Origin of the sequence: Pseudomonas neustonica, from assembly GCF_003797945.1 — a bacterium.
Lineage (GTDB): Bacteria > Pseudomonadota > Gammaproteobacteria > Pseudomonadales > Pseudomonadaceae > Halopseudomonas > Halopseudomonas neustonica.
In genome coordinates this window covers 130,929-157,249 of record NZ_RKKU01000002.1, presented here as the reverse complement: position 1 = coordinate 157,249, position 26,321 = coordinate 130,929, and the positions used below count along the sequence as shown (strand labels likewise).

The window sequence follows — 26,321 nt, the reverse complement described above, 5'->3', positions numbered from 1 at the left end:
GTTCCAGCCGCGCAACCTCGCCGGGATAGCCCTGCCCTTTACTTGATCAAACGCCAGCAGAACGGATAACGATAGGCCGTACCTTCGTTCGACTTGATCGCAGCAATGATCATCAGCACGAGCGCGCCAATCGCCACAAGCCATACCAGCAATAAGCCCACTACAACGACAATAAGTAAGAAGCTCAACAGCATCAGCAGCGACACTGTGATCTGAAAGTTGAGCGCTTCCTTGCCCTGGTCGTCGATGAAGGGATCCTCATCCTTTTTTAGCTGCCAAACAATCAAAGGGCCAATCAGATTACCGAAAGGAATAACGCAGCCGAGAAACCCGGCAACGTGCGCAATGAGCGCCCACTGACGCGCTTGCTGCCCTGGGGTACCAGGCGGCTGAGACTCAGGCGTAGGTGTGGGTTGGTTAGTGACGCTTTCATCAGTCATGCAGGCCTCCATGGCAAGGCAAAGTGGAATGTACTCACGTTGTAGCAAATTTCACCGGCCACGGGTATTACCACCTGACCAGTCGCAGAAAAGGCAGGCCTAAAGCCTGCCTCTACTGGTTCATACACGCACTGAACACTCAGTCTTTAAGCGCTTCCAGCTGCATGGCAAACAGCTCTTCGGTGCCCTTACGCGCCAGCACCAGCATGGCGTTCAGGTCCTCAGGACTAAAGGGAGCAGCCTCGGCGGTGCCCTGCACTTCGATAAAGCCACCCTTGTCGGTCATAACGACGTTCAGGTCAGTATCAGCCGCAGAGTCTTCCGGGTAATCCAGATCCAGTACCGGTACACCCTGGTAGATACCCACGGAAATCGCCGCAATCATCTGCACTTCAGGCACCTTCTTGATGGCACCGCGCTGCTTCATGGCGCGCAACGCATCAACCAGAGCGACGCAGGCACCGGTAATAGAGGCTGTGCGAGTGCCACCGTCGGCCTGAATGACGTCGCAATCGATATACAGTGTGTTCTCGCCCAGTGCCTTAAGGTCGATCGCTGCGCGCAATGAGCGGCCGATCAAGCGCTGGATCTCAAGCGTACGTCCACCCTGCTTGCCACGGCTGGCTTCACGCTGCATGCGTGAGCCGGTGGAGCGCGGCAGCATGCCGTATTCGGCGGTCACCCAGCCTTGACCAGAGCCACGCAGAAAGCGCGGTACACCGGCCTCCACGCTGACCGTACAGATCACTTTGGTATCACCAAATTCGACCAGCACTGAACCTTCAGCGTGCTTAGTGTAATGGCGGGTCAGGGTTACCTGACGCATTTGGTCGGCGGCACGTTCACTGGGGCGTTGCATATTGGAGAATCCTTGTACTGCGGTATGTAAAGTCGGCGGAGTATAGCAGGCTGATCGGCCTCTCAGCTGTTCGCGGCGACCAGTTGCTTACCTGAAGGCAGGCAAGAGGCTACAATGCGGCTTTGCTGGCCGAGCCGGCCATTCAAACTGATAGAGGAATCCCATGGTTAACAGCATGACCGCCTTCGCCCGCAGCGAACTCAGCACCGATCAGGGTAACCTGGCCTGGGAAATGCGCTCGGTTAACCACCGCTATCTGGAAGTCACCCTGCGTCTGCCGGAGGCCTTCCGTGAGCTTGAAGGACCGCTGCGCGAGCGGCTGCGCAAGCAACTGGCGCGCGGTAAAGTGGAATGTACGCTGCGCTTCAACCCCGCCAGCAGCGAAGCACGTGACATCAGCCTCAACCAACCGCTGGTAGCGCAACTGGTCAAGGCTGCCGAGCAGGTCAGTGCCAACCTGGCCAACCCTTCGACCATCAATCCGCTCGAATTACTGGCCTGGCCTGGCGTTATCAGCGGTCAGGAAAGCGATCAGGCGGCGCTGGTAAAAAGCGCCCGTGAGCTCTTTGAGCCAGCGCTCAACGAACTCAAAGATCACCGCGCCCGCGAAGGTGCCGAGCTCAAACAATTGATTGAAGAACGCCTGAGCAGCATCAGCGACCGCACCGCCATACTGCGCGAGATGATGCCTACCCTGCTGAGCGCGCACAGACAGAAGCTGATCGACCGCTTCAACGAAGCCAAGCTGGAGCTGGACAGCACCCGGGTCGAACAGGAAATCGTCATGCTGGCGCAGAAGATTGACGTGGCCGAAGAACTCGACCGACTCGACACCCACGTCACCGAGACTCATCGTGTGCTCGATAGCAAGGACGCCATTGGCCGACGCCTGGACTTTCTCATGCAGGAGTTCAACCGGGAAGCCAACACCCTCGGCTCCAAAGCTATCGACACCCGCAGCACCCAGGCTGCTGTGGATTTGAAAGTGTTTATCGAACAGATGAGAGAACAGATTCAGAATATAGAGTAACTGCACTCTACTAATAAACAGGGCTGCATCTGGGCCAGCCCTGTCACTAGCTCACTCCAGCGTAACCCGGATATTGAGCGGATACTCATCGCAGTTGTGCCCGGCACCACCACGATCGACCACCAAAAATTCACCTTCGCGCTCGAGTACCGATTGAATCGCGTGCCAGGTGCCTTTTGCGTAGTTCACACCTTGGCGGCCATCGGTAATAAAGGCGCGCACTGCGGCCGGATCGACAGTGTCACCCGGCGGCGCCACTACAACCAGAAACTGCTCCTCATGCAGCGGCATGAACGCCTGGCTGCCGAGCGGGTGACGTTCGAGGAAGGTCAACTCCAGGGGCGCCTCAACCGGTTGACTGACGAAGATACTGATCAGCACGCGCGGTGACTCGCCTGCCACTTCAACCTTGGCCAGGTCGTGATGACGGCGGGTGCGCCCGGAGTTGATCATGAAATGATCCGAGCTGCGCGAGTCGATCACATCACCGAAGGCCGCGAAGGCCTCCGGGGTCAGTGGCTCGGCTCGCAACTCCAACATATCAGCAGCCATATCTATCACTCCTCAGCGAGCAAAGGTCGGCAGCTTCATGTGGCGGTTTACATCCTTGTACAGCAGATAGCGGAACGGACCAGGGCCGCCGGCATAGCAGGCCTGCGGGCAGAAAGCACGCAGCCACATGTAATCACCGGCCTCGACTTCGACCCAGTCCTTGTTCAGCAGATAAACGGCCTTGCCTTCCAGCACATAGAGGCCGTGCTCCATTACGTGGGTCTCGGCAAAGGGAATCGCGCCGCCGGGCTGGAAGTTGACGATATTGACGTGCATATCGTGGCGCATATCGCTCATATCCACGAACCGCGTGGTGCTCCAGGCGCCGTCGGTGCCGGGCATTACCAGTGGATCGATGTCATTTTCATTGGTAACGAAGGCTTCTGGTGCGTCGATACCCTCGACTTTCTGGTAAGCCTTGCGTATCCAGTGAAAGCGCACCACGGCGCCAGAATCGTTGCGCACCTGCCAATCGCTGGCCGGAGGAATAAAGGCGTAACCGCCTTCCTTCATCTCGTGCTGCTGGCCGTTCAGGGTCAGGGTCATGCCACCCTCAACGATGAACAACACGCCTTCGGCTGTGGGGTCGGTTTCCGGCTTGTCGCTGCCGCCACCGGGCTGCACTTCCATGATGTACTGGGAAAAGGTCTCGGCAAAGCCGCTCAGCGGGCGCGACAGCACCCACAGACGGGTGCCGGTCCAGAACGGCAAATGGCTGGTGACGATGTCGCGCATGACGCCCTTGGGGATCACCGCGTAAGCGTCGGTAAAGACCGCACGATCGGTGGTCAATTGCGTCTGCGGTGGATGACCACCGGTCGGGGCGTAATAGGTACGCGGTTCTGTCGGTTGCTTGGACATGCTGGCTCCTTGGCTCAAATGGCGTGGTGATCAGCCCAGTGACGGGCGATGTCGACGCGCCGTGTCACCCAGACCCGATCATGGGATTCGATATAATCAAGAAAACGCTGCAGCGCACGGAAACGTCCCGGCCGGCCAATCAAACGGCAGTGCAGGCCGATAGACAGCATTTTCGGCAGTTCTTCACCTTCGGCGTAGAGCACGTCAAAAGCGTCTTTCAGGTACTGGAAAAAATGATCGCCGGTGTTGAAACCCTGCGGCGAGGCAAAGCGCATGTCGTTGGTATCCAGCGTGTAGGGCACGATCAGGTGGTTGTGCAGCTCACCCTGACTATCGGCTTCTCGCGTCCAGAACGGCAGGTCATCGCCATAGTAGTCACTGTCGTAAAGGAAGCTGCCTTCATCGAGCACCAGACGGCGCGTATTGGGGCTGTCACGACCAGTGTACCAACCCGCTGGCTTTTCGCCGTAAAGACGCTGAAAAATGTCCATCGCGCGTTGCATGTGCTCACGCTCCAACGCTTCGGGCACATCCTGATAATGCAGCCAGCGCCAGCCGTGGCACGCCACTTCATGACCCAGCTCACGAAACGCCTGCGCCGCCTCCGGGTTGCGCTCCAGCGCCATAGCCACACCGAAAACGGTTAGCGGCAGATTGCGCCGTTCAAATTCTTTGAGAATGCGCCAAACACCCACCCGTGAGCCGTATTCATAAATCGACTCCATACTCAAATGACGGGCCGGAAAGGCTTCTGCGCCGACGATTTCAGACAAAAACCTCTCCGAATGCGTATCACCGTGCAGCACGCAGCTTTCACCGCCCTCTTCGTAATTGAGAACAAACTGCACAGCAATTCGGGCCTGCCCCGGCCAGTTGGCCTCGGGCGTATTGCGCCCGTAGCCGATAAGGTCACGGGGATAGTGAGGGCTGGATGTCATAACTGCATGTCCTTTACGTAAGCTGTTCAAAATGCTTGCCAGCGTGGCTCGTCAGGCAAGCTTATCGCATGCAATAAGCATGAAGTATTTTGGCTTTTTGACTCAATAGATTGTATACAATTATTCTTAAACCTTGTGTACAAATATAGATACGAGCCAATTCAATGCATATTCGCGTCATAAACCCCAATACTACCCAAGCCATGACGGCGACCATCGAAAGTGCCGCCAAGTCCGTAGCGGCGGCCAGCACACGCATTACCGCCACGCAGCCAAGCAGTGGCCCAGTATCCATTGAAAGCCATTTCGATGAGGCGGTCAGCGCCTTGGGCGTAGTAGAAGAAGTTCTGGCTGGCGAGCGCGAAGCAACCGACGCCTACATCATCGCCTGCTTTGGTGATCCCGGCCTGTACGCCGCCCGCGAGCTGACCCGCGCACCAGTGATTGGCATTGCCGAAGCGGCTTTCCATATCGCTAGCCTGATCAGCACCCGTTTTTCGGTGGTTACCACACTGCCACGCACCGCCATCATCGCCGAACACCTGCTGGATAACTACGGTTTTAGCCACACCTGCCGCCGTGTACGCGCTGCCGACATCCCCGTACTGGAACTGGAAGATAATCCGGATCGGGCGTTGGAACTGATCATAGAAGAATGCCTGCGTGCCAAGCGTGAAGACAACATCGGCGCCATCGTACTGGGGTGCGGCGGCATGGCCGACCTGACACCACAGATCAGCGAAGCCGTCGGCCTGCCGATTGTCGAAGGCGTTACTGCGGCCATCAAACTGGCAGAAGCGGTAGTCGGCCTGGGGCTGGGTACCAGTAAGTTTGGTGACCTGGCCTTCCCGCTGCCAAAACCCTTTACCGGCCGCTTTGCGGACTATTCCAATCTCAAACCGACCTGAAAGCCCGCATCCGTGCAGCGGATGCGGTATTACAGCGTCACCCATAAAATCGGGATCGCGCGATCCACGGAGATAACAATGAAAAACTCACGTCACGAGGCAGTCTCATGAAAACCGACGCCACCGCAGCGCAGAGCAGCCTGCAAGCGCAATCACAGACCGAGTCCAAAGCCCCGGGAGCTGAGTCCCTGGCTCCCCAGCAGACCCGCATTATGGGCCGCCTGTCATACCTATTGGCGTGGTTCGGCGGCTGCGTGTCCATCGGTACCTTTACCATGGGCTCTAGCGTGGTCGGCAGCCTCAACCTGATTCAGGCCACCCTAGCGATCGCCATCGGCTGTTTCGTGATCGGCGTCGCGCTAGTACTCAACGGCGCCGCCGGCTACAAATACGGCATCCCCTTTATGGTACAGGCGCGCAGCGCTTTCGGTTTTGGCGGCACCCGCCTGCCAGGCCTGGTGCGGGCAGTGCCGGCGATTGTCTGGTACGGTTTTCAGAGCTGGATTGGCGCTGGCGCATTGAATATGGTGTCAGCCACCCTATTCGGCTTCGATAATCTGGTGTTCTTCTTTATCGCTTTCCAGTTCTTGCAGATTGGACTGTCGGTGATGGGCTTTCAGGGCATCAAGTGGCTGGAAAACGTGGGTAGCGCCTTTATTCTGGCGTCGCTGGTGTACATGTTCTACAGCACGGTGCAGCGTTACGGCGATGAATTGTCGACCAGCTTGTTCACCATGCAGGGCTCCTGGGGACTGCCCTTCTGGAGCGCTACCATGCTGTTTCTCGGTATCTACAGCACCATGATCCTCAACGTCAGCGACTACTCCCGTGAACACAAGCACGGCAGCGGTCCCGGCTTGCTGACCACGCTCTACTCCATGTCGATCCTGCCCTGCACGCTGTTCATGGGCTTGATCGGTTACATGGTGTCAGAAGCCACGGGCGTGGCCGATCCGATTCAGGTATTCGCCAATGCGGTCGACAACACACCACTGCTGATGACCACGCTGCTGTTCATTGCCTTTGCGCAGGTCACCACCAACGTGCTGAACAACGTGGTGCCGCCAACCTACGTACTGATGGATGTGTTCAAGCTGTCATTCCGCCCCGCCACTGTGATCGTCGGCCTGCTGGCCTTTGCAACTTTTCCGTGGAAGCTGGTAAGCGATGACTCGGCTGCCGGCCTGCAGATTTTCGTACAGACCTACTCGGCTTTCCTCGGCCCGATCTTTGCGATTCTGGTGGTCGACTACTATTTACTGCGCAAGCGCACGCTGAATCTTGAGCACCTCTATGATGCTCAGGGACCCTACCGTGGCGTGAACTATGCTGCGTTGATCGCCACCGCCGTGGGCGCAGTGGTCGCTCTGAATATTGCCGTCGTATCCTGGTACGCCAGTCTGATTCCAGCCGGGCTGTGCTACTACCTGTTGATGCGGTATTGGGCGCCATGTCAGCGTTTTCGCCAGTAAGACTAAACGCATCGAACACCCGATGCACTGCACTCGGGTGTTCAGTATCGAGTTACTGGTAAGCAGAAAAGATATTGCGTAAATCCGGCGCCTCTTCGGGGGCGTCGTCTATGGATAATGACGCCTCTATTGAATCGAGGTGGCGGCCCATGAACTCAGCTGCCTGATCACTTTTACCGGCCTGCAAAAGGTCGATCAGCTGGCTGTGGTCGCCGCATTCACACCCCAGATTTCCCGCATGACCATACATCGCCAGAATCAATGACGAGCGCGAGCAAAGCTGATCAACAAAGCGCGTCAAGGTCTGGTTGCCCACCAGCGCGGCAAGGCGATTGTGGAACGCCGCCGACAGCTTGATGGCGTCACTCTGCTCCCGCTCGTGCAGAGCCTGCTGTTCTTGATCGGCTAACGCGCGCAATTCCTGCAACTCATCGGCATTGACCCGCCGCGTCAGCTTGGCCAGCAAGCCGCCCTCAACCAGCCGCCGCGCCTCAAATACCTCGTGCGCTTCCTCGGCTGAAGGCCGCGTAACGCTTGCGCCCTTACCCGGCGTCAAGGTGACCAACTGCTCCATCGCCAAGCGCTGCAGCACCTTGCGAATACCGGTGCGACTGATACCAAAAACCTCGGCCAGGGCATCTTCGCGCAGACGCGCACCCGGCTTGAGGCGATGCTCGATAACTGCGTCGCTGATGGCTCGGTATATGGCGTCCTGGTGCTGGGCGCCCGTAGCGGTCTTTTTCAACCGGCTGGTAATGGCGGGGTCAGGTTCAGCGCAGGAAAGCGCCGATGGTGACCGACTGTCAGTCATCAAGGATATCTCTCTTCACGTCATTGGCTCGATGCAGAAACGCCATTGTATACAGGTCGCAGCCGATACGCTGCCGACAGGGCCGAATTCGAGCTGACTGCCATCGGCAGGTAGTACCAATCAGCGCTGCAAAGATAATGCGCGGACGCGCTCGCGATCGACCGAGAGCGGCATCAGTTGCTCGGCCAATTGCAATGCCTCAGCCAACAGACGCGCTACCGGCTCGGCAAACACCGGATCGCTCAGCTCGAGAGCCTGTAATGCCTTGTGCAGCCTTAATTGCACATCGATACGGGCAGCGCCATCACGGGCAATGGGACCAAATAGATCGTCAAACATGTCGCCCAGCTGCACAGGCCTCAACCACAGACGGGGATAAAGTACTTCATCGCCAGCAGCAGGCACTCGGTAGCCTGGCCATACCGATAGCAGGCGCACGCCGCGGCCAAGAATATCGATTGCCGTGCCGGGGTCATTCACTGCGGGAGAGAGCGCTCTTGAGGCAATTTCCGACAGAACCGACAAGCCAAAGCGTGGATCCTGAGTAAACGAGCGCATCTCGTCCAACATGAAACAGGCAAGCAAATGATGCTCGTCCGCCTCGTCCAGACTACCGGCAATCCATAACAACGCATCCCTCGGGTGCACAAAGCAACCCGGTGAGGCGACTATGTACAAATTGACTTGATGCGCGTCCGCACATTCGGCCAGTGCAGCCATATCAACATGCTGCACATACATAATCTGCTTGGAGTACAGCGGCTTTGCACCAGGTGGAATGTCATCGTCATCTAGCGCGTGTGCGCCAAAGCAGGGGTTGTCTATATGGCCCTGCAGAGCGAGTGCGGTCACGGCTTCCACTCTTTCAGTGGTATCGCCGACGCGACCAAAGCTGGAAAGATGTTCAATCCAGCGCAACATGGTGACCACAATAAGCGCAATCACCAACAGCGTGACACCAAACAAGATGACGCGGCCATTCTCCCCATAGGCATCGGTACTCAGCGCAATCAAGCCGACCAGACTGAACAGAAACGAGCCAAGAAAGGTGCCAAGCACATTTTGCGTGGTGATATCCTGCATCAGCAGCCGGGTAGCCCTAGGAGTCACCTGCGAGGTCGCCGCGCTATACGCCGAAACCATGACACTGAGCGAAAAGGTGGTTACTGCTAGCATGCTGGAGGCAAGGATATTCAGAATCCGGTCCACCGCATCGGCACCGATATTGATCGGCAGAGGTTCCGGCAGCAGGCGCTCAGCCAGCATCGCCAGCAGGGCAGCAACTACCGCCATCAATGCATAGATCGTTGTACGCACCCAGAGCGTACGGGTGAACTGAGCCCACAACCATTGCCACTTGGAGATCATGCGAGAAAGCATCCTGTACATTCGCCGTTAATCCACAGCTTAACGGAATCAACACTGCGACGGGTAACCATGACGGCATCAATTAATATCCCTATAATTCTGCGCTTCCGATGAATCTACCCGCAGGATACTGTTTCTGATGAGCCAAGCTACCGGCACCCTCTATATCGTCTCCGCCCCTTCAGGCGCGGGCAAGACCAGCCTGGTTAAGGCGCTGATCGAGCTGACCGGCAACCTGCGGGTATCGGTTTCGCACACCACTCGGGCCATGCGCCCGGGTGAGCACGACGGGGTCAATTACCATTTCACCTCCCGCGAGGCATTCCTAAAGCAGGTAGGTGAAGGCGACTTTCTTGAACACGCCGAGGTGTTTGGCAACCTGTACGGCACCTCGCAGCAGACGGTTGAGCGTACGTTGGCCGAGGGGCATGACCTGATCCTGGAAATTGACTGGCAGGGTGCGCAACAGGTGCGCCGCAAGCTGCCCAATGCCCATTCCATCTTTATCCTGCCGCCGTCCCAGACCGCGCTGCGCGAGCGCCTGACCCAGCGCGGCCAGGATGATGAAACCGTGATCGACAAGCGAATGGCGGAAGCCGTGGCCGAGATGAGCCACTACGTGGAATTCGACTCGGTGGTGATCAATGACGACTTCCATACCGCACTGGACGATCTCAGAGCCATAGTGCGCGCAAGACACCTGCGACTGGACGCGCAACAGTCGCGCCACACTGCTCTGCTACAAGCGCTCTTGTCAGAGTGAGGCGCAATTCAGTACACTGTTCGGTCCTGCGTCCCGAATAGGCACGCACCCCGATTTCATAGATACCCGTTTCGGAGTAACACCATGGCCCGCGTTACCGTTGAAGACTGCCTGGAAAATGTAGAAAACCGTTTTGAGCTGGTTATGCTGGCCTCCAAGCGCTCACGTCAGTTGGCCACCGGTGGCAAAGAAGCCAAGGTAGCCTGGGAAAACGACAAACCGACCGTCGTTGCCCTGCGCGAAATTGCAGAAGGCCTGTTTACCAACAAAATCATGGCTGAAGAAGCACTGCAGGACCAGCAAGAGCCGCTGTACTCGCTGGAATCAGACGAAGCCGAGTAAGCAGTTTGCGCAGGCCGTGGACTCCTGAGGTCAACGCTCGCCACGGTGGGCGCAGGAGGACTACATGTCTGCAATAGAAGTTTTTGCCGACAGCCTCGCTAGCTATCTAGAGCCGGAACAGGTCAACCTGGTCCGGCGGGCCTATTTTTACGCCGAGCAGGCGCACGACGGTCAAACCCGTCGCAGCGGTGAGCCCTACGTCACTCACCCCCTTGCAGTAGCCAATATTCTTGCCGACATGCACATGGACCATCAGAGCCTGATGGCCGCCATGCTGCACGACGTCATCGAGGATACGGGCATACCCAAGGACGTACTGGTTAGCCAATTCGGCGAAACCGTGGCCGAGTTGGTGGATGGCGTCAGCAAGCTGACCCAAATGACCTTTGAGACCAAAGCCGAAGCGCAGGCTGAGAACTTCCAGAAAATGGCGCTGGCCATGGCCCGCGACATTCGGGTGATTCTGGTCAAACTGGCCGACCGCCTGCACAACATGCGCACGCTTGGCGCGTTGATCCCGGAAAAACGCCGGCGTATCGCCAAGGAAACCCTGGAAATCTACGCCCCCATTGCGGCTCGCCTGGGCATGCACAGCCTGAGCACCGAGTTTGAAGACCTGGGCTTCAAGTCGATGTATCCGATGCGATCGCAACTGATCGACCGCGCAGTACGCAGCGCACGCGGTAACCGCAAGGAACTGCTGAACAAGATTCTCGATTCACTACAGGCTTGCCTGGAGCGTGAAGGCCTCAAAGGCACAGTGATGGGCCGCGAGAAACACCTCTATGGCATCTACCAGAAGATGCGCGGCAAGCGCAAAGCCTTCACCGAGATCATGGATGTCTATGCCTTCCGGATCATCGTCGACAAGGCAGATACCTGCTACCGCGTACTGGGCGCAGTGCACAGCCTGTACAAGCCATTCCCCGGACGCTTCAAGGATTACATCGCCATCCCCAAGGCCAATGGCTACCAATCACTGCATACCACGCTGTTCGGTATGCACGGCGTGCCCATCGAGATTCAGATCCGCACCGAAGAGATGGAAGAGCTGGCCAACAGTGGCATCGCCGCGCACTGGGTTTACAAATCCAAGGATGACGTGATCAATGGCAATCACGCGCGGACTCGCCAATGGCTGAAAAGCGTATTGGAGTTGCAGCAGAACGCCGGCAACTCGCTGGAGTTCATTGAGAACGTCAAGATCGACCTTTTCCCGGACGAAGTCTACATCTTCACCCCCAAAGGTCGCATTATGGAGCTACCCAAGGGGTCTACTCCGGTCGATTTTGCCTATGCTGTGCATACCGATGTGGGCAACAGCTGTATCGCCTGTCGCGTTAATCGCCGACTAGCGCCACTATCTGAGCCACTGCAAAGCGGCGAGACCGTCGAAGTCATTACCGCCCCTGGCGCCCGTCCCAATCCAGCCTGGCTGAGCTTCGTCATCACCGGTAAGGCACGCAGCAACATCCGTCACTTCCTCAAGCATCAGCGCCATTCCGAGTCTATTGCCCTCGGCGAACGGCTGCTCGACAAGGTGCTGACCAGCTTTGATACCCACCTGGCAGATATTCCACAGCCGCGTATCGACCAGGTACTGAATGATTGCGGCATGGAGCACCTGGAAGACCTGCTATCGGATATCGGTCTGGGCAACCGGATGGCCTACGTGGTCGCGCGCCGCCTGCTAGCTGCTGACGGCGCCGCAGAAGACACTGAAAAACAGCGCATTGACCAGAGCCAGGACGATACCGGCAGTGGCGAAAACCCGCTGGCGATCCGCGGCACAGAAGGCCTGGTTGTCAGCTTCGCGCGCTGCTGCAATCCCATTCCTGGCGATCCCATCGTCGGCTACTTGTCATCTGGCAAGGGTATGGTAATCCACCAGGAGAACTGTAAAAACCTGGTCGATAGTCGGCATAACACCGAAAAGACCATGCACCTGACATGGGATAAAGACGTCAGTGGCGAATTTACTGTAGAACTGAGGGTAGAGCTGGAACATCAGCGCGGCATTATCGCTCAACTGGCAACCGGTATTACCGTGGCTGACGCCAGTATCGACAAAATTAGCGTCGATGAGCGCGACGGTCGCATCAGCGTGGTTCAGCTGGTTATCCGCGTGCGCGATCGCCTGCACCTGTCACAAATGATCAAGCGCATCCGCTCACTCAATGGTGTGATGCGTATTACCCGCCTTAAGAACTGACTTTCTCTGGAGCACTCATGAACAAGCAAGTTATCACTAGCGAGCAGGCACCTGCCGCAATCGGACCCTATTCCCAGGCCATCAAGGTCGGCAACACTGTCTATCTATCAGGCCAGATACCTCTGGACCCGGCTACTATGGAGGTCGTTGAGGGTTTTGAAGCGCAGGTATGTCGCGTATTCGACAACCTCACTGCGGTTGCCGAGGCTGCTGGCGGCACGCTGCAGGACATCGTCAAATTGAACATTTTCCTGACCGACTTGGGCAACTTCGCCAAGGTCAATGAGATCATGGAGCGCTATTTCGAGAAGCCTTATCCAGCTCGCGCTGCGATCGGCGTCGCCGCATTGCCCAAGGGTGTGCCGGTGGAAATGGACGGCATCATGGTGGTGGGCTAACACCCACCACAGCGGCAAGCTTTAAGCTACAAGCCGCAAGCTGAAAGAAAAAAACCGCGCAGGCCGAACTCGCGCGGTTTTTTTTGGCCTACAGCAGTGGCAAAAGCCGTCGTTACTCTTCAACGACCCAGCCGCCACCTCAAGCCTGCTTGTAGCTTGTAGCTTAAGACTTGCGGCTGGCGAAGCCGGCTCAGCCGAGCGTCGCCTCAAGGCTGATATCCGCTTTCAGCAGCTTGGAGATAGGGCAACCACTCTTGGCTTTGCCGGCAATCTCATCAAACTCTTTCTGCGCAATACCGGGGATCGCGGCGCTCATGGTCAACGCCACAGCGGTAACCGCAAAGCCATCATCCTGCTTGGTTAGCGTAACCACGGCCTTGGTATCAATACTGTCTGGCGTATAACCCGCCTCGCCCAGCAGCATGGAAAACGCCATGGAGAAGCAGCCGGCATGGGCCGCGCCAATCAGTTCTTCCGGGTTGGTACCGGGCTCATCCTCAAACCGGGTGTTAAACCCATAAGGGTTGGCTTTCAGCGCCCCACTTTCGGTAGAAATGGTGCCCTTACCTTCTTTGAGAGAGCCCTGCCAATGGGCTGATGCTGACTTATTCATACATTACTCCTGGTTTTGCGAGTGCCGCAGACGGCCGAATAGCCATCTGATTTCATGCAAATTGGTTCAGCCGGGTGAACGTCATCACCGCAGACAGGTCATTACTAAATGATTGCCAAATACCGTTAACAAGCTGCAGTGTCTTTATTGCTGTCCCTACACCGACAAGGAAATCCAGTGAATAATTCCCCGCGCGTTTACCTTTCTCTTTTCGGCCTTGCGCTGACGCTAACCGGTTGTGGCGCTCAGCAGGCACTGCCGATCAAAGCTGGCATGGGCCCCCACCCCGCCCTGCCAGAGCCAAACTCAAGCCTGTTGCCGACGGTGAATATTGCTCCCGCGGTGGGTTGGCCGACTGGTGCAACGCCCCAAGCTGGCAATGGCTTGCAAGTCGCCGCCTTTGCCAAAGGCCTTGATCACCCGCGCTGGTTACATGTGCTGCCCAACGGTGATGTACTGGTTGCTGAAACCAATGCACCAGCCAAACCAGAGGGCAGCGGCGGCGTGAAGGAGTGGGTCGCCAACCGGGTAATGACCAAAGCCGGGGCGACCACCCCAAGTGCCGACCGTATCAGCCTGCTACGGGACAGCAATGGCGACGGCGTTGCCGACCAACGCACCGTTTTTATCGACAACCTGCACTCACCCTTCGGTATGGCGCTGGTTGGTAACGATCTCTACGTCGCCAACACAGATGGCGTGGTGCGGTTTCCCTATCACGCCGACCAAACGCAGATCAGCACGCCGGGCGAGCTGGTTACCGCGCTACCCGCAGGCACACTGAACCATCACTGGACCAAGAACCTGATCGCCAGCCCTGATGGCAGCAAGCTCTACGCCGCAGTGGGCTCCAATAGTAATGTCGCGGAGAACGGGCTGGAGCAAGAGCAGGGCCGCGCGGCAATTTGGGAGATAGATCCCACCACCGGCAGTAAGCGGATTTACGCCAGCGGGCTGCGTAACCCGGTAGGCATGGCGTGGGAGTCTTATAGCAGCACCCTGTGGACAGTGGTCAATGAGCGCGACGAACTGGGCAATGACCTGGTGCCGGATTACATGACATCAGTCCAGGATGGCGGCTTCTATGGCTGGCCATGGAGCTACTACGGTCAGCATCTGGATGAGCGTGTCAGCCCGCGCAATCCAGCCCAGGTCGCCACGGCACTGGTGCCCGACTATGCCCTCGGCGCGCACACGGCATCGCTGGGGCTGAGCAATGCCGTCGGCAGCCGCCTGCCCGCACCTTTCACAGAAGGGTTGTTCATCGGCCAGCATGGCTCCTGGAATCGCGAACCCCACAGCGGCTACCAAGTGCTCTTCGTCCCCTTCAAGGAAGGTCGGCCAAATGATGCGCCTTACACCGTGCTAGACGGCTTTCTCAACGCGAAAGGCGAGGCGCAAGGCCGCCCGGTGGGTGTCGCCATCGACGGGCAGGGCGCACTGCTGGTCGCCGATGACGTCGGCAATGTTATCTGGCGCGTCAGCGCCGCCGACCAGCCCTGATCCCCACTGAATCAGCCCTTGAGCAACTCGGCGTAGCCCTCGCGGAAGCTGGGATACGCTGGTTGCCAGCCAGACTCACGGACCAGCGCGTTACTGCAGCGCTTGCTGCCGGTACGAGTAGACACCGGGCCGTCCGCTTGCAGGCTGGTGCCTAATTGCTCTGCCAGCCAGCTGGTCACCTCGAACAGGCTGGCTGGCTCGTCATCTACACCCAAGTAGCAAGGCGCCAGCAGCTCGCGTTGATCGGCCAGGGCCAACAGGTGAGACAATAGACTCACCGCATCATCACGGTGGATACGATTGGTATATTGCGGCGGCTCTGCGGGTACCTGCAGGCCATCGCGCACCTGCTGAATCAAGCGATTACGGCCTGGCCCGTAAATACCTGCCAGACGCACCACGCTGGCCGGCACCCCGCTGCGCAGCGCAGCGTCCTCTGCCGCTAACAGCTTTTGGGAGGTTGGCGAGTCGGCCAGGGCCCGACTGTTTTCGGTTACCCACTCCCCTTCCGATTGTGCATAAACCCCGGTACTGGATACCTGCAACAGGTAGTTAAGCCGCTGGCCACTGCTCTTTACCCAAGCCAATACATGCTCCAGACCATCGACATAAAGCTGCTGATATAGCTCCGGATCACGCTTGCCAGCGGCCGGGCAGTAGACCAGATAGTCGACTTTGGCTGGCCAGTCTGCCGGCTTGTCAGCTTGGGTCAGGTCGGCAGCAATGGGCACTATGCCTTCTGGCAGCTGCGTCGGGTCACGCCGCAGCCCATATACTTGCCAGCCACGTGCCAATAACTGCTGCGCCAACGCCGTTCCCACATCACCGCAGCCAGCAATAACGACCTGCTTCATAACCACCTCGTTGATAACGTTTGACTGCCACACTCTAGGTTCTGGAACCGCTGAACCGCAAGCTGGGATGCGGCCCGGATAATATCAAGCGTGCCACACATATAAGCTCACAACCGGACGCTTCTGATTGTTTTACTCTATCGATCAAAGGGCTATGCTAGCGTTTAACGATTCACCGCTACCAGCCCAGGCCGCAACACGATGACCCTGACCGAATTACGCTACATAGTGACACTCGCCCAAGAACAGCATTTTGGCCACGCAGCAGAGCGCTGCCATGTGTCCCAGCCAACGCTCAGTGTTGGGGTGAAAAAGCTCGAGGACGAGTTGGGCATCATGATTTTTGAGCGCAGCAAAAGTGCCGTGAGGGTGACACCCATCGGCCAGCGTATCGTCGGGCAGGCGCAAAAGGTACTCGAAGAAGCCTTGGCGATTCGCGAGCTGGCCAGCGCTGGCAAAAACCAGTTGGCCGCCCCGCTCAAGGTCGGTGCTATTTACACTATCGGGCCTTATTTGTTCCCGCACCTGGTGCCGCAATTGCACAAGGTAGCGCCGGAAATGCCGCTGTATATCGAAGAGAACTTCACCCACGTACTGCGCGACAAGCTGCGCAATGGCGAGCTCGATGCCATCATCATCGCGTTGCCGTTTCAGGAACCCGATGTGCTGACCATGCCGCTCTACGATGAGCCCTTCAGCCTGCTGATTCCCGCCAGCCACCCTTGGGCCGAGCGTACCAACGTCAGCCTGGACGAACTCGACGACAACAAGCTGTTGCTGCTCGGCGAAGGGCACTGCTTCCGCGATCAGGTCCTGGAAGCCTGCCCCACCGTGCGCAAAGGGGACGAGCAGCACAAGCACACGACGGTTGAATCCAGCTCTTTGGAAACCATACGCCACATGGTTGCCTCCGGTATTGGCATGACCGTACTGCCGATGTCTGCGGCCGATGACCGCTACTACAGCTCGGATTTGCTGGTGACCAAAGCCTTCGCTACGCCGGCCCCCTACCGCACGGTCGCCATCGCCTGGCGTGCGAGCTTTCCTCGCCCCAAAGCCGTCGAGATGCTCAGCGACTCGATCCGCCTATGCTCGGTGGGCCAGCCGCCAAAGTGAGTAGCGTCACCGAACATACGTCACTGACGGTGCTCAAGGGCATCGGCCCGGCGCTCGCAGAAAAACTGGGTAAGCTAGGCCTGAACAGCGTTCAGGACGTGCTTTTTCATCTACCGCTGCGCTATCAGGATAGAACGCGCGTCACTCCCATTGGCGCTTTGAACCCAGGGCTCGATGCGGTTATCGAGGGCGTGGTGGTGGCCGCCGATGTGGTTATGGGTCGACGCCGCAGCCTGCTCTGTCGCATCCAGGACGGCAGCGGCACCATTAGCCTGCGCTTCTATTATTTCTCGGCCGCGCTAAAGGCCAACCTCAGCCGCGGTAGTCGCTGGCGCTGTTATGGTGAAGTACGTCCCGGCGCTTCCGGGCTGGAAATCTATCATCCGGAGATGCAGAACCTGGATGGCTCCGAGCCGCTGCCGGTCAACGAGACGCTGACACCGATTTATCCGGCGACTGAGGGTCTGTCACAGCAGCGCCTGCGTAGCCTTAGCGAGTCTGCGCTCGGCTGGCTGGCCAACGGAAATCATCTACCCGAGTGGCTGCCTGCTGCCCTGGCCGAGCAATACCAGCTACCCTCATTACATCAAGCCGTACAGATACTTCACCGGCCGCCACCCGACATCGACCTGGAAGCGCTACAGGATGGTCGTCATTGGGCTCAACACCGGCTGGCGTTTGAGGAGCTGATGACACACCAGTTGGCCATGCTCCGGTTGCGCGCGCAAATGCGCGAGCATCGCTCTCCCGTTATGCAGGCCGAAGGCTCCCTGGCCAAAGCTTTTCTGCAACAACTGGGCTTTCCACTGACCGGTGCTCAGGCCAGAGTGGCTGACGAGGTGCTGGGCGACCTGGCCCAGCCCAAACCCATGCTGCGGCTGGTTCAAGGTGATGTTGGCGCCGGCAAGACGGTTGTCGCTGCGCTGGCCGCATTGCAGGCGCTGGAAGCGGGCTGGCAGGTCGCGCTGATGGCACCGACCGAAATTCTGGCCGAACAGCACTTCAATAACTTCCAACGCTGGTTTTCTGCCCTCGGCCTGTCCGTCGCATGGATCGCCGGGAAACTAAAAGGCAAAGCACGCGCCAACCAGCTGCAAATGATTGCCACCGGCGAAGCCGCTATGGTGGTCGGTACCCACGCGCTGTTTCAGAATGAAGTGCAGTTCCACAACCTGGGCCTGGCGATCATCGACGAGCAGCATCGCTTTGGCGTGCAGCAACGACTGGCCTTGCGTGACAAAGGCGCCGCCGGCGGCTTTTCGCCGCATCAACTGATCATGACCGCTACCCCCATTCCGCGCACGCTGGCCATGAGCGCCTACGCCGATCTGGATACCTCGATCCTGGACGAACTGCCACCCGGCCGCACCCCGGTAAACACCGTGCTGGTCTCTGACAGCCGCCGGCCAGAAGTGATCGAGCGGGTACGCGCTGGATGCGCCGAGGGACGACAGGCCTATTGGGTCTGCACCCTGATCGAAGAGTCCGAGCAGCTACAGGCACAGGCCGCCGAAGGCGCTTGGGAAGACCTCTGCAACAGCCTGCCGGAGCTGTCCATAGGCCTTATTCACGGTCGCATGAAAGGGGCGGAAAAAGCCGAGATCATGGCTGCTTTCAAAGGCGGCGATCTGCATCTGCTGGTGGCGACCACCGTCATCGAAGTCGGTGTCGATGTGCCCAATGCCAGTCTCATGGTGATTGAAAACCCGGAACGCCTGGGGCTGGCACAACTGCATCAGCTACGCGGACGGGTCGGGCGTGGCAGTGCCGCCAGCCACTGCGTCTTGCTCTATCACGCCCCCCTATCGGCGCTGGGTCGCGAACGTCTGGGCATCATGCGTGAGAGCAGCGATGGCTTCGTGATCGCAGAAAAAGATCTCGCCTTGCGTGGCCCGGGTGAGGTGCTAGGTACTCGCCAGACCGGGCTAGTACAGTTCCGCGTCGCGGATTTGATGCGCGATGCCGACCTGCTTCCGGCAGTCCAACAGGCAGCGCAACAGCTAGCCAAAGAATACCCGGCAAATGTTCAGCCACTGCTGGACCGCTGGATCGCCCAGGGACAGCATTTTGCCCAGGTCTGAGGGCGATTCTGCTCAGCCTGTCAGCGGGCATGCTAAGATCTGGAAAAAGCCTTATAAGCCATGAGCCCGTCTCAACCAACGGATCAAGGAAAGAGCAATGAGCAATGAAGCCGCACGCGACACCCACAGCACCAGCCTGCCTGACCTGATCGAAAAATTACTGCAACAACAAGGCATTGGCTATCAGCTGCGACCATTGGAATATGCCGGTCCGGTAGCACAGCAAGTACAGGCAAGCCTGCTTTGCGACAGCCTGGGCACTGTGCTTTCGTTGATTCCCAAGGACCACCTGCTTGACCTTAAACGGCTAAGCAGTCTGCTTGGCCGGGAGCTGCAACCAGTGCGCGATAGTGAACTGCAGCGCATTTTGAGCAAACACCAGCTCAGCGAGCTGCCCGGCTTACCCATCTTGTTCAACTCCCCCTGTGTCTGCGAGCAAGCGCTGCTGGAGCAAGCCTGTCTGACCCTCGATAGCGGCTTGCCCGGCTGGTGTCTGCAGATCAGCCAGGACGACGCCAAGACCCTGATGGCCAAAGCGAGCATGGCGCGCTTCTCGATCCCCCTGAGCAGCCTGCAAAATCCAGCCGCAAGCCCTGAGCAGGACACCCAGGATCTATCCGAGGCAGTGCAGAACTTCACCGCCCTGCGCATGAAGCAGCGCCTGGAAGAAACCATCGAGATTCCTCCACTACCGGAGACCGCACACAAAATCATGAAGCTGCGGGTTAATCCCGAAGCCGGTATCGACGAGTTGGCCGACGTAGTAGAGACCGACCCCAGCCTGGCTGCTCAAGTCGTTAGCTGGGCCGCATCGCCCTACTACGCCGCACCCGGCAAGATAAAATCGGTAGAAGATGCCATTGGCCGGGTACTGGGCTTTGATCTGGTAATCAACCTGGCGGTCGGGCTTTCACTGGGCAAAACGTTCAAGCTACCCAAGGATGCACCCGATCGCAGCACTCCCTACTGGGAACAGTCGATCTATACGGCCGCCGTCATTGAGGGGCTGGCAAAAGCCATGCCGCGCGAGAAGCGCCCGGAACTCGGCCTGAATTACCTGGCAGGCCTGCTGCATAACTTCGGTTATCTGGTGCTGGCCTACATTTTCCCACCCTACTTCAAGATGATCTGCCGTCACGTAGAGGCCAACCCGCATGTAGCGCCGCACCTCATAGAGCAGCACCTGATTGGCGTCACCCGTGATCAGATTGGTAGCTGGCTGATGCGTTATTGGGATATGCCTGAGGAAGTCAGCGTTGCCCTGCGCCAACAGCACAACCCTCACTATCGGGGCGAGCAACATGTTTATGCCAACCTGGTCTATCTGACACTAGCACTGCTCAGCCGCCATCGTATTGGCTCAGGCCCGGAAATGCCGATACCCGATACGCTGCTCGAGCGCTTGGGCTTGACTGAAGGCGAGGCTGAAGAGGTAGTAGGAAAGGTACTGCAGGCGCGCGATGCGCTGAGGGTGCTGGTAAGCAAGTATCAGCCGGAGAACTAAGCAGCAGAACTGCTAGTTTTGCTGCAACGGAGGTCGAGTAACGACCTCCGTCACTCGGTACGATCAGTTGACAGCGTCTTTGAGACTCTTGCCAGGCTTGAAAGAAACCGTATTGCTCGCCTTGATCTGTACAGGCGCGCCGGTTTGTGGATTTTTGCCGGTGCGGGCACCACGGTGACGTTGCAGGAAGGTTCCAAAACCGACCAAGGTGACTGAGTCTTGGCGACTCAGAGCTTGAGTGATTTCATCCAGTACGGCGTTAAGCACTCGGTTTGCCTGGTCCTTGCTCAAGTCAGCCTTGTCGGCAATCGCCGCCGCGAGATCCGGTTTACGCATATGAAGCCTCATTTTTTCTGTTGTTTTTGTTGTTACCGCCACTATCCTCGCAGCGGAAGTGATTTAGCCACAGGACCACCGGCCCAGCCGCTCTGCCACGCATAATCAGCATGGCACGACTGACTGAATTACGCCAGTGATCGGGCGCTGGAAGAGGCGCTGGAACACGCAATTTCCCGACCAAAGGACAAAGCGCCTGGCTCAGGCCTGCGCCGCGACTAACCAGCCCGGCAATTCACGCGTCAACTTAAGCTTTTCAGCAACCTTGCTGCCGGTTAAGGCAAAGCCATGTAGCTGACCTTGATCATCATGAAACAGCGCCTGCAGATCGCCGTCTTCGCCAGTGGTTCTCCAATGACCCGACGCCGCTGTCAGTGGTGGCGTAACCACCAGGGGGCAAGCAGGCGTTTTCACCATGACCGGCATGGCCGGGTAACTCACCTCCGTAACTGTACCGCACAGCGTTTTAGCCAGTGCACGAGCTGCCGTCATCAGCGGCATTACGTACATCAGATTCAGGCCCTGCACCTCGGCGCAGTCACCTAGCGCATAAATATGCGGCTGGCTGGTAGCCAGGGCGCGATCAACGATAATACCTCGGCCGATTTCCAGCCCTGCGGTCTCTGCCAACGCCAATCGTGGGGTCAGCCCTATGGCCGATAGGGCCTGATCAGCCCGGATTTCACTGCCGTCATCCAGGCGCAGACTCACGCCGTGCTCAGCCACCGCCAGCGATTCGATGGCGCAACCCAGATGGAAGACCGCGCCGAGCGCCTCCAGCCTGGCCTGCACGGCTGCGGCTACGGGCTCAGGGATCAATTGCGGCATCAGGTAAGGATCGGACGCAACCACCGTGACGGCGTAGCCGCCGGACAACAAATCGTTGGCAAACTCGCAGCCAATCAGGCCTGCGCCAATAATCAGCACGTCGTGTTTGCCCTCAAGCGCAGACCGAAAGCGGCTGTAATCCTGCAGATCATTGACCGATAGCAGCCGCTCACCCAAGGCGTCAGCCCACGGGAGTTGGCGGGGCGCTGCGCCCAACGCCAGTACCAGGTCGGAATAAGGCTGTTGGCGCTCGCCCAATTGCAACACTCGGCGCTCGGCGTCGATAGCTGTCACTTGCGTGTGAGTGAAAATCTGCGCGCTGAGCTGATCGGACATCGCAGCTGCATCTTGCATCGCCAGCTCGTCAGCCTTCTTGCCCTTGGCAAAACCGTTAGAGAGCATGGGCTTGGAGTAAAAGCGCCCATCATCAGCGGTCACCAAGACCAGCTCGCGATCTGCGTCCAGCTTGCGCACCTCTTTGGCCAGGTTATAACCAGCCAAACCCGTACCCACAATAACCAGCGGAGCCTCGTCACTCACCTATGTCTCTCCCTGAAGCGCTATCAACCGATCTCGATCATTTCGAAATCTTCTTTGCCTACTCCGCAATCGGGACACATCCAGTCTACGGGGACATCCTCCCAAGGCGTACCTGCCGATATGCCCTCATCCGGCCACCCTTCGGCTTCGTCATAAATGAAACCACACACGATACACTGCCACTTCTTCATTGCTGCTACCTGTATCAGTTGAAAATAAGCTGCTGAAGACACTACCGCAATTGCGATGCAAGTCCAAGGCCAGGCCTATTGGAACGCCGCCTCTGGCCACGCTGATCACCCCATGCCAGCGCGGCGCGGCGCGATTTCATGCTACCCTGCTGGCATTGCCCAATCGCCTGCCGGAGAGATCCTGTCGCAATGCTGCCCGACTGGTTTACCCCTGATTCACACCCTGCTCCGCCACCTGCCCCCTTGTTCGACTGGCTCTGCGCTGAAGGATCGCTGACCCAGCGTTTGACCGAGGCAGGCAATCAGGACTTTCACGTACAACTGCTTGAACAGTGCCAGCAGCCGGCGCGCCAAGATGAAGCGCTGGCATTAGCCGTGCAGCTAAACGAGGCGGTGTGGGCGCGTGAAGTATTACTGCACACGGATGGCGCAGCGCGCGTTTTTGCGCGCACGGTCGCACCGCTGAGCGCACTTGGCAGCGCCGCGATGGAGTTGAACAAACTGGGCACCACCAGTCTGGGACATCTGCTGTTTCGTAACCCGCAAATAAGCCGCGGCCCGATTGAAATCAGTCAGTACCCAGCCCACTGGCTGCCAGCGGAGTACAAGGCCAACGGGCTTTGGGCACGACGTTCACACTTTTCCGATGGCCAGTTGCAGCTTCTGGTCTGTGAAGTATTCTTGCAGGGCTGGCCGTGCGCCGGCACCTGATCCACTTTCTATCTGGAGTGATCCCTTGCTAGGCCTGCTGATTAAACCCTTGGGGCGGCTGCATCCAAAAGCCAACGACTACATTCAACTGATGCGGCTGGATCGCCCCATTGGCACCTACTTACTGCTATGGCCAACCCTGTGGGCGCTCTGGCTGGCTGCCGAAGGTATGCCTGGGACCGCCAACCTGGTGATTTTTATTCTCGGCGTTATTCTGATGCGCGCCGCTGGCTGTGTGATTAATGACTATGCGGATCGTAATCTCGATGGCCATGTCACCCGCACCCGACAGCGCCCATTGGCGACCGGGCGCATCAGCGCCAAGCAGGCGCTAATCCTCTTCGCCGTTCTGGTAGTGCTCAGCGCCGTTCTGGTGCTGTTCACCAATAAGCTAACCATCATGCTGTCATTTGGCGGCCTCGCATTGGCCGCCCTCTATCCGTTCTGCAAACGCTTTACCTTCTATCCACAAGTCGTGCTGGGCGCGGCTTTCTCCTGGGCTATCCCCATGGCCTTTGCCGCCCAGGCCAACAGCCTGCCGCCGGAGCTATGGCTGGTGTTCCTGGCTAACCTGCTGTGGACCGTCGCCTACGATACCGAGTACGCCATGTGTGACCGCGAAGACGACCTGCGCATTGGCATCAAGTCGACCGCGATCCTCTTTGGCGAAGCCGATCGTGCCATTATTGGCATGTTGCAGGGCTTAACACTTATCTGCCTGCTTCTGGTCGGTTCTCGCTTCGAGCTTGGCCTTTATTATTATCTCGGTCTGGGCGGCATGGCGCTCGGCTTTGTCTGGCAGCACTGGCTGATCCGCGAACGCGACGCTCAGGCCTGCTTGAGCGCTTTCCTGGCTAACCACTGGGCGGGCATGCTGGTTTTCATCGGACTGGCTCTGGATTACTGGCTGTAGCCGCGCCGAGGACGCCAATAAAGGCTCAATCTTCATCGTCTCGACGCTGACTGGTCACACAAATGAAATAAAAATGTTATCTAATCGACGCATGTCAGCAATCTGCAACGAGACGGTAAATCATGTCAGGCAAAACCATTCTGATCGTCGATGACGAAGCACCAATCCGGGAAATGATCGCGGTTGCACTGGAGATGGCAGGCTACGACTGCCTGGAAGCCGAGAATACCCAGCAGGCGCATGCCAGCATCATCGATAGCAAACCGGACCTTATCCTGCTCGACTGGATGCTGCCCGGCACCACAGGTATCGAGCTGGCGCGCCGGCTCAAGCGTGATGAAATGACCACCGATATTCCGATCATCATGCTGACCGCCAAAGGCGAAGAGGACAACAAGATCCAGGGGCTGGAAGTAGGCGCCGACGACTACATCACCAAACCCTTCTCGCCCCGCGAGCTAGTGGCGCGCCTGAAGGCAGTATTGCGCCGTGCTGGCCCGGTAGACAACGAAGCTCCTATCGAAGTATCCGGCCTGCATCTGGACCCCGTCAGCCACCGCGTAACCATCGACGATAGCGCTGCCGAAATGGGCCCCACCGAATACCGACTCCTGCAATTTTTCATGACCCATCAGGAACGCGCCTATACTCGCGGCCAATTGCTTGATCAGGTATGGGGCGGCAATGTGTACGTGGAAGAACGAACTGTTGATGTGCATATTCGCCGACTGCGCAAGGCACTTGGCAGTAACTATGAGCATTTGGTACAAACCGTACGCGGCACTGGCTATCGATTCTCTACCAAGGCGTGAGCATGTGACTGCTTCGCGGATCAATTGCCGCCTGGTGCCGGCGTCATTTAGCGGGCGAAGGAGCTCCTGTGGGTAAAAACAGTTTCAGCCGGGTATTGAGCCAGCTTCTGTTGCTGGTACTGGTCTGCCTGCTGGTTGGCTGGATCATTGAGCAGCCAGCCTGGACCCTGGCGCTGGGCCTGGGGTTCTATCTGGCCTGGACCCTACGTCAGATGTCGCGCTTCTATGAGTGGCTCAGCACACACCCGAATGAGCCACCACCAGAAGCCAAAGGCGTCTGGGGAGAAATTTTCGATAGCATCTACCATTTGCAACGACGCGACGGGCGCATGCGTGCGCGTCTGCAGGCTGTCATCGACCGCATTCAATCCTCAACTGCCGCTCTGCGTGATGCCGTCGTGATGATCGACAAAGAGGGTCACCTGGAATGGTGGAACCACTCCGCAGAGCGGCTGCTCGGTCTGCGCACGCCGGATGATAGCGGCCAGCACGTCAACAACCTGATACGTGATCCGCGCTTTATCGAGTATTTCGAAAGTGGCGACTTTCGCGAGCCGCTGGAAATTCACTCGCCCATCAACCTGAACACCCAACTGCAGTATGCCGTTACTCGCTATGGCCTGGGCGAGCGCTTGATGGTGGTGCGCGACGTAACCCGACTACACAACCTTGAGCAAATGCGTAAGGATTTTGTGGCCAACGTCTCGCATGAGCTACGCACGCCGCTTACGGTCGTAGTGGGCTACGTGGAAACGCTGCTCGATAGCGAAGCCGACATGAATCCGCGCTGGAAGCGACCATTGCAGCAGATGCAGCAGCAATCCAGCCGCATGCAGAGCCTGCTCAATGACTTGCTGCTGTTAGCGCGCCTTGAGACTTCAGACCATACCAGCGACGATCAGTACATTGACGTGAAGCCGATGCTGGAAAGTATCCGCAAGGATGCCCAAGCCTTGTCAGGCGAGCAAGGTCACCAGGTAACATTGGAGATTGAGGGCAACACCCGTCTGCATGGCGTTGAAGGCGAGCTACGCAGTGCTTTCTCAAACCTGGCCTTTAATGCCGTGAAATACACGCCTGAGCAAGGCGAGATCAAACTGCACTGGTGGAGTGACGATGCCGGGCAGCACCTGTCTGTAACGGATAATGGCGTCGGTGTCGCGCCGCAGCACCTCAACCGATTAACCGAACGTTTCTACCGCGTTGACTCCAGTCGCAGTACCAATACTGGAGGAACGGGGCTGGGATTGGCGATCGTCAAGCACGTACTGCTGCGCCATCAGGGCCGGCTGGAAATTCTGAGCCGCCTGGGGGAAGGCAGCACCTTTATCTGCCACTTCCCTGCTCGTCGCTCGAGCTGAGGGC

Annotated in this window: 27 protein-coding genes; 15 read left to right on the top strand and 12 right to left on the bottom strand. The window is 58.0% G+C overall.

The genetic code is table 11. The features are described 5' to 3' along the window. Window positions 1–38: 38 nt before the first annotated feature. Both EF096_RS03015 and rph read right to left on the bottom strand, forming a co-directional pair. On the bottom strand, window positions 39–440 hold the full coding sequence (locus EF096_RS03015; RefSeq protein ID WP_123888136.1) for a DUF4870 domain-containing protein: 402 nt from the start codon (window positions 438–440) through the stop codon (window positions 39–41). Between the two features lie 139 nt (window positions 441–579). After that, the gene (rph, locus tag EF096_RS03010) at window positions 580–1,299 is read right to left on the bottom strand and encodes a ribonuclease PH (RefSeq protein WP_123888135.1); all 720 of its coding nucleotides are present in this window, start codon (window positions 1,297–1,299) and stop codon (window positions 580–582) included. Window positions 1,300–1,462: 163 nt separating this feature from the next. Between rph and EF096_RS03005 the strand changes: the two genes are divergently transcribed. Continuing rightward, window positions 1,463–2,329, top strand: coding sequence for a YicC/YloC family endoribonuclease (locus EF096_RS03005; RefSeq protein ID WP_123888134.1), 867 nt, complete (start codon window positions 1,463–1,465; stop codon window positions 2,327–2,329). Window positions 2,330–2,380: 51 nt separating this feature from the next. On the opposite strand, the gene EF096_RS03000 is transcribed toward EF096_RS03005, so the two are convergent. Genes EF096_RS03000 through puuE form a run of 3 tightly spaced genes read right to left on the bottom strand, consistent with a single transcriptional unit; the run spans window position 2,381 to window position 4,680 of the window. After that, the gene (locus EF096_RS03000; RefSeq protein ID WP_123888267.1) at window positions 2,381–2,869 is read right to left on the bottom strand and encodes an ureidoglycolate lyase; all 489 of its coding nucleotides are present in this window, start codon (window positions 2,867–2,869) and stop codon (window positions 2,381–2,383) included. 24 nt (window positions 2,870–2,893) lie between these two features. Further along, entirely contained in the window at window positions 2,894–3,742 is an 849-nt protein-coding gene (locus tag EF096_RS02995) for a bifunctional allantoicase/(S)-ureidoglycine aminohydrolase (RefSeq protein ID WP_123888133.1), read from the bottom strand. A gap of 14 nt (window positions 3,743–3,756) precedes the next feature. Beyond that, a complete protein-coding gene (puuE, locus tag EF096_RS02990; protein ID WP_123888132.1) occupies window positions 3,757–4,680 on the bottom strand; it encodes an allantoinase PuuE in 924 nt (307 codons plus the stop codon). Between the two features lie 164 nt (window positions 4,681–4,844). Between puuE and EF096_RS02985 the strand changes: the two genes are divergently transcribed. Together EF096_RS02985 and EF096_RS02980 are read left to right on the top strand one after the other, a co-directional pair. Further along, window positions 4,845–5,588, top strand: coding sequence for an aspartate/glutamate racemase family protein (locus EF096_RS02985; RefSeq protein ID WP_123888131.1), 744 nt, complete (start codon window positions 4,845–4,847; stop codon window positions 5,586–5,588). A 107-nt stretch (window positions 5,589–5,695) separates the two neighbouring features. Next, window positions 5,696–7,060 (top strand): NCS1 family transporter, encoded by a 1,365-nt coding sequence (locus EF096_RS02980; RefSeq protein ID WP_123888130.1) that lies wholly within the window; start codon window positions 5,696–5,698, stop codon window positions 7,058–7,060. Between the two features lie 52 nt (window positions 7,061–7,112). On the opposite strand, the gene EF096_RS02975 is transcribed toward EF096_RS02980, so the two are convergent. Both EF096_RS02975 and EF096_RS02970 read right to left on the bottom strand, forming a co-directional pair. After that, entirely contained in the window at window positions 7,113–7,871 is a 759-nt protein-coding gene (locus EF096_RS02975; RefSeq protein WP_123888129.1) for a GntR family transcriptional regulator, read from the bottom strand. Between the two features lie 120 nt (window positions 7,872–7,991). Then, window positions 7,992–9,239 (bottom strand): DUF2254 domain-containing protein, encoded by a 1,248-nt coding sequence (locus EF096_RS02970; RefSeq protein WP_123888128.1) that lies wholly within the window; start codon window positions 9,237–9,239, stop codon window positions 7,992–7,994. A 139-nt stretch (window positions 9,240–9,378) separates the two neighbouring features. On the opposite strand from EF096_RS02970, the gene gmk reads away from it, so the two are divergent. The 4 genes from gmk (at window position 9,379) to EF096_RS02950 (ending at window position 12,954) form a co-directional block, all read left to right on the top strand. Next, entirely contained in the window at window positions 9,379–10,002 is a 624-nt protein-coding gene (gene gmk, locus EF096_RS02965) for a guanylate kinase (RefSeq protein WP_123888127.1), read from the top strand. 84 nt (window positions 10,003–10,086) lie between these two features. Next, window positions 10,087–10,344 carry a DNA-directed RNA polymerase subunit omega gene (rpoZ, locus tag EF096_RS02960; protein WP_123888126.1) on the top strand — a complete coding sequence of 86 codons (258 nt, stop codon included), beginning with the start codon at window positions 10,087–10,089 and terminating at the stop codon, window positions 10,342–10,344. A 64-nt stretch (window positions 10,345–10,408) separates the two neighbouring features. Continuing rightward, window positions 10,409–12,556, top strand: a complete 2,148-nt coding sequence (gene spoT / locus EF096_RS02955; protein ID WP_123888125.1) for a bifunctional GTP diphosphokinase/guanosine-3',5'-bis pyrophosphate 3'-pyrophosphohydrolase — start codon at window positions 10,409–10,411, stop codon at window positions 12,554–12,556. Window positions 12,557–12,573: 17 nt separating this feature from the next. Next, window positions 12,574–12,954 (top strand): RidA family protein, encoded by a 381-nt coding sequence (locus tag EF096_RS02950; RefSeq protein ID WP_123888124.1) that lies wholly within the window; start codon window positions 12,574–12,576, stop codon window positions 12,952–12,954. Between the two features lie 190 nt (window positions 12,955–13,144). On the opposite strand, the gene EF096_RS02945 is transcribed toward EF096_RS02950, so the two are convergent. Next, a complete protein-coding gene (locus tag EF096_RS02945) occupies window positions 13,145–13,567 on the bottom strand; it encodes an OsmC family protein (RefSeq protein ID WP_123888123.1) in 423 nt (140 codons plus the stop codon). Window positions 13,568–13,744: 177 nt separating this feature from the next. Between EF096_RS02945 and EF096_RS02940 the strand changes: the two genes are divergently transcribed. Then, window positions 13,745–15,070: a PQQ-dependent sugar dehydrogenase gene (locus tag EF096_RS02940; RefSeq protein WP_372237837.1), complete on the top strand. Its 1,326-nt coding sequence runs from the start codon at window positions 13,745–13,747 to the stop codon at window positions 15,068–15,070. 11 nt (window positions 15,071–15,081) lie between these two features. Here the strand turns inward: EF096_RS02940 and EF096_RS02935 are convergent, their stop codons facing one another. Then, the gene (locus EF096_RS02935) at window positions 15,082–15,924 is read right to left on the bottom strand and encodes an SDR family oxidoreductase (RefSeq protein ID WP_123888122.1); all 843 of its coding nucleotides are present in this window, start codon (window positions 15,922–15,924) and stop codon (window positions 15,082–15,084) included. A gap of 201 nt (window positions 15,925–16,125) precedes the next feature. Between EF096_RS02935 and EF096_RS02930 the strand changes: the two genes are divergently transcribed. The 3 genes from EF096_RS02930 (at window position 16,126) to EF096_RS02920 (ending at window position 20,625) form a co-directional block, all read left to right on the top strand. Continuing rightward, entirely contained in the window at window positions 16,126–17,040 is a 915-nt protein-coding gene (locus EF096_RS02930) for a hydrogen peroxide-inducible genes activator (RefSeq protein ID WP_123888121.1), read from the top strand. Continuing rightward, a complete protein-coding gene (recG, locus tag EF096_RS02925; protein ID WP_372237836.1) occupies window positions 17,037–19,121 on the top strand; it encodes an ATP-dependent DNA helicase RecG in 2,085 nt (694 codons plus the stop codon). The genes EF096_RS02930 and recG overlap by 4 nt, the downstream gene beginning before the upstream one ends. 97 nt (window positions 19,122–19,218) lie before the next feature. Further along, window positions 19,219–20,625: an aminoacyl-tRNA deacylase and HDOD domain-containing protein gene (locus EF096_RS02920; protein ID WP_123888119.1), complete on the top strand. Its 1,407-nt coding sequence runs from the start codon at window positions 19,219–19,221 to the stop codon at window positions 20,623–20,625. Window positions 20,626–20,688: 63 nt separating this feature from the next. Here EF096_RS02920 and EF096_RS02915 read toward each other — a convergent pair whose 3' ends face one another. The 3 genes from EF096_RS02915 to EF096_RS02905 form a co-directional block, all read right to left on the bottom strand. Beyond that, window positions 20,689–20,961 carry an HU family DNA-binding protein gene (locus EF096_RS02915; RefSeq protein WP_092287169.1) on the bottom strand — a complete coding sequence of 91 codons (273 nt, stop codon included), beginning with the start codon at window positions 20,959–20,961 and terminating at the stop codon, window positions 20,689–20,691. 201 nt (window positions 20,962–21,162) lie between these two features. Then, window positions 21,163–22,329: an NAD(P)/FAD-dependent oxidoreductase gene (locus tag EF096_RS02910; RefSeq protein ID WP_123888118.1), complete on the bottom strand. Its 1,167-nt coding sequence runs from the start codon at window positions 22,327–22,329 to the stop codon at window positions 21,163–21,165. Window positions 22,330–22,352: 23 nt separating this feature from the next. Then, complete coding sequence (locus EF096_RS02905) at window positions 22,353–22,520, bottom strand: rubredoxin (RefSeq protein ID WP_123888117.1); 168 nt, start codon at window positions 22,518–22,520, stop codon at window positions 22,353–22,355. A 189-nt stretch (window positions 22,521–22,709) separates the two neighbouring features. Here EF096_RS02905 and EF096_RS02900 point away from each other — a divergent pair, with 189 nt between their 5' ends. The 4 genes from EF096_RS02900 to phoR all read left to right on the top strand — a co-directional run bounded on the left by EF096_RS02900 (window position 22,710) and on the right by phoR (window position 26,317). Next, complete coding sequence (locus EF096_RS02900) at window positions 22,710–23,231, top strand: chorismate--pyruvate lyase family protein (protein ID WP_158611230.1); 522 nt, start codon at window positions 22,710–22,712, stop codon at window positions 23,229–23,231. 25 nt (window positions 23,232–23,256) lie between these two features. Next, a complete protein-coding gene (ubiA, locus tag EF096_RS02895; RefSeq protein ID WP_123888115.1) occupies window positions 23,257–24,144 on the top strand; it encodes a 4-hydroxybenzoate octaprenyltransferase in 888 nt (295 codons plus the stop codon). Between the two features lie 122 nt (window positions 24,145–24,266). Continuing rightward, the gene (gene phoB / locus EF096_RS02890) at window positions 24,267–24,956 is read left to right on the top strand and encodes a phosphate regulon transcriptional regulator PhoB (protein WP_123888114.1); all 690 of its coding nucleotides are present in this window, start codon (window positions 24,267–24,269) and stop codon (window positions 24,954–24,956) included. A gap of 68 nt (window positions 24,957–25,024) precedes the next feature. Then, a complete protein-coding gene (gene phoR / locus EF096_RS02885; RefSeq protein WP_123888113.1) occupies window positions 25,025–26,317 on the top strand; it encodes a phosphate regulon sensor histidine kinase PhoR in 1,293 nt (430 codons plus the stop codon). The last annotated feature ends 4 nt before the right edge of the window (window positions 26,318–26,321 follow it).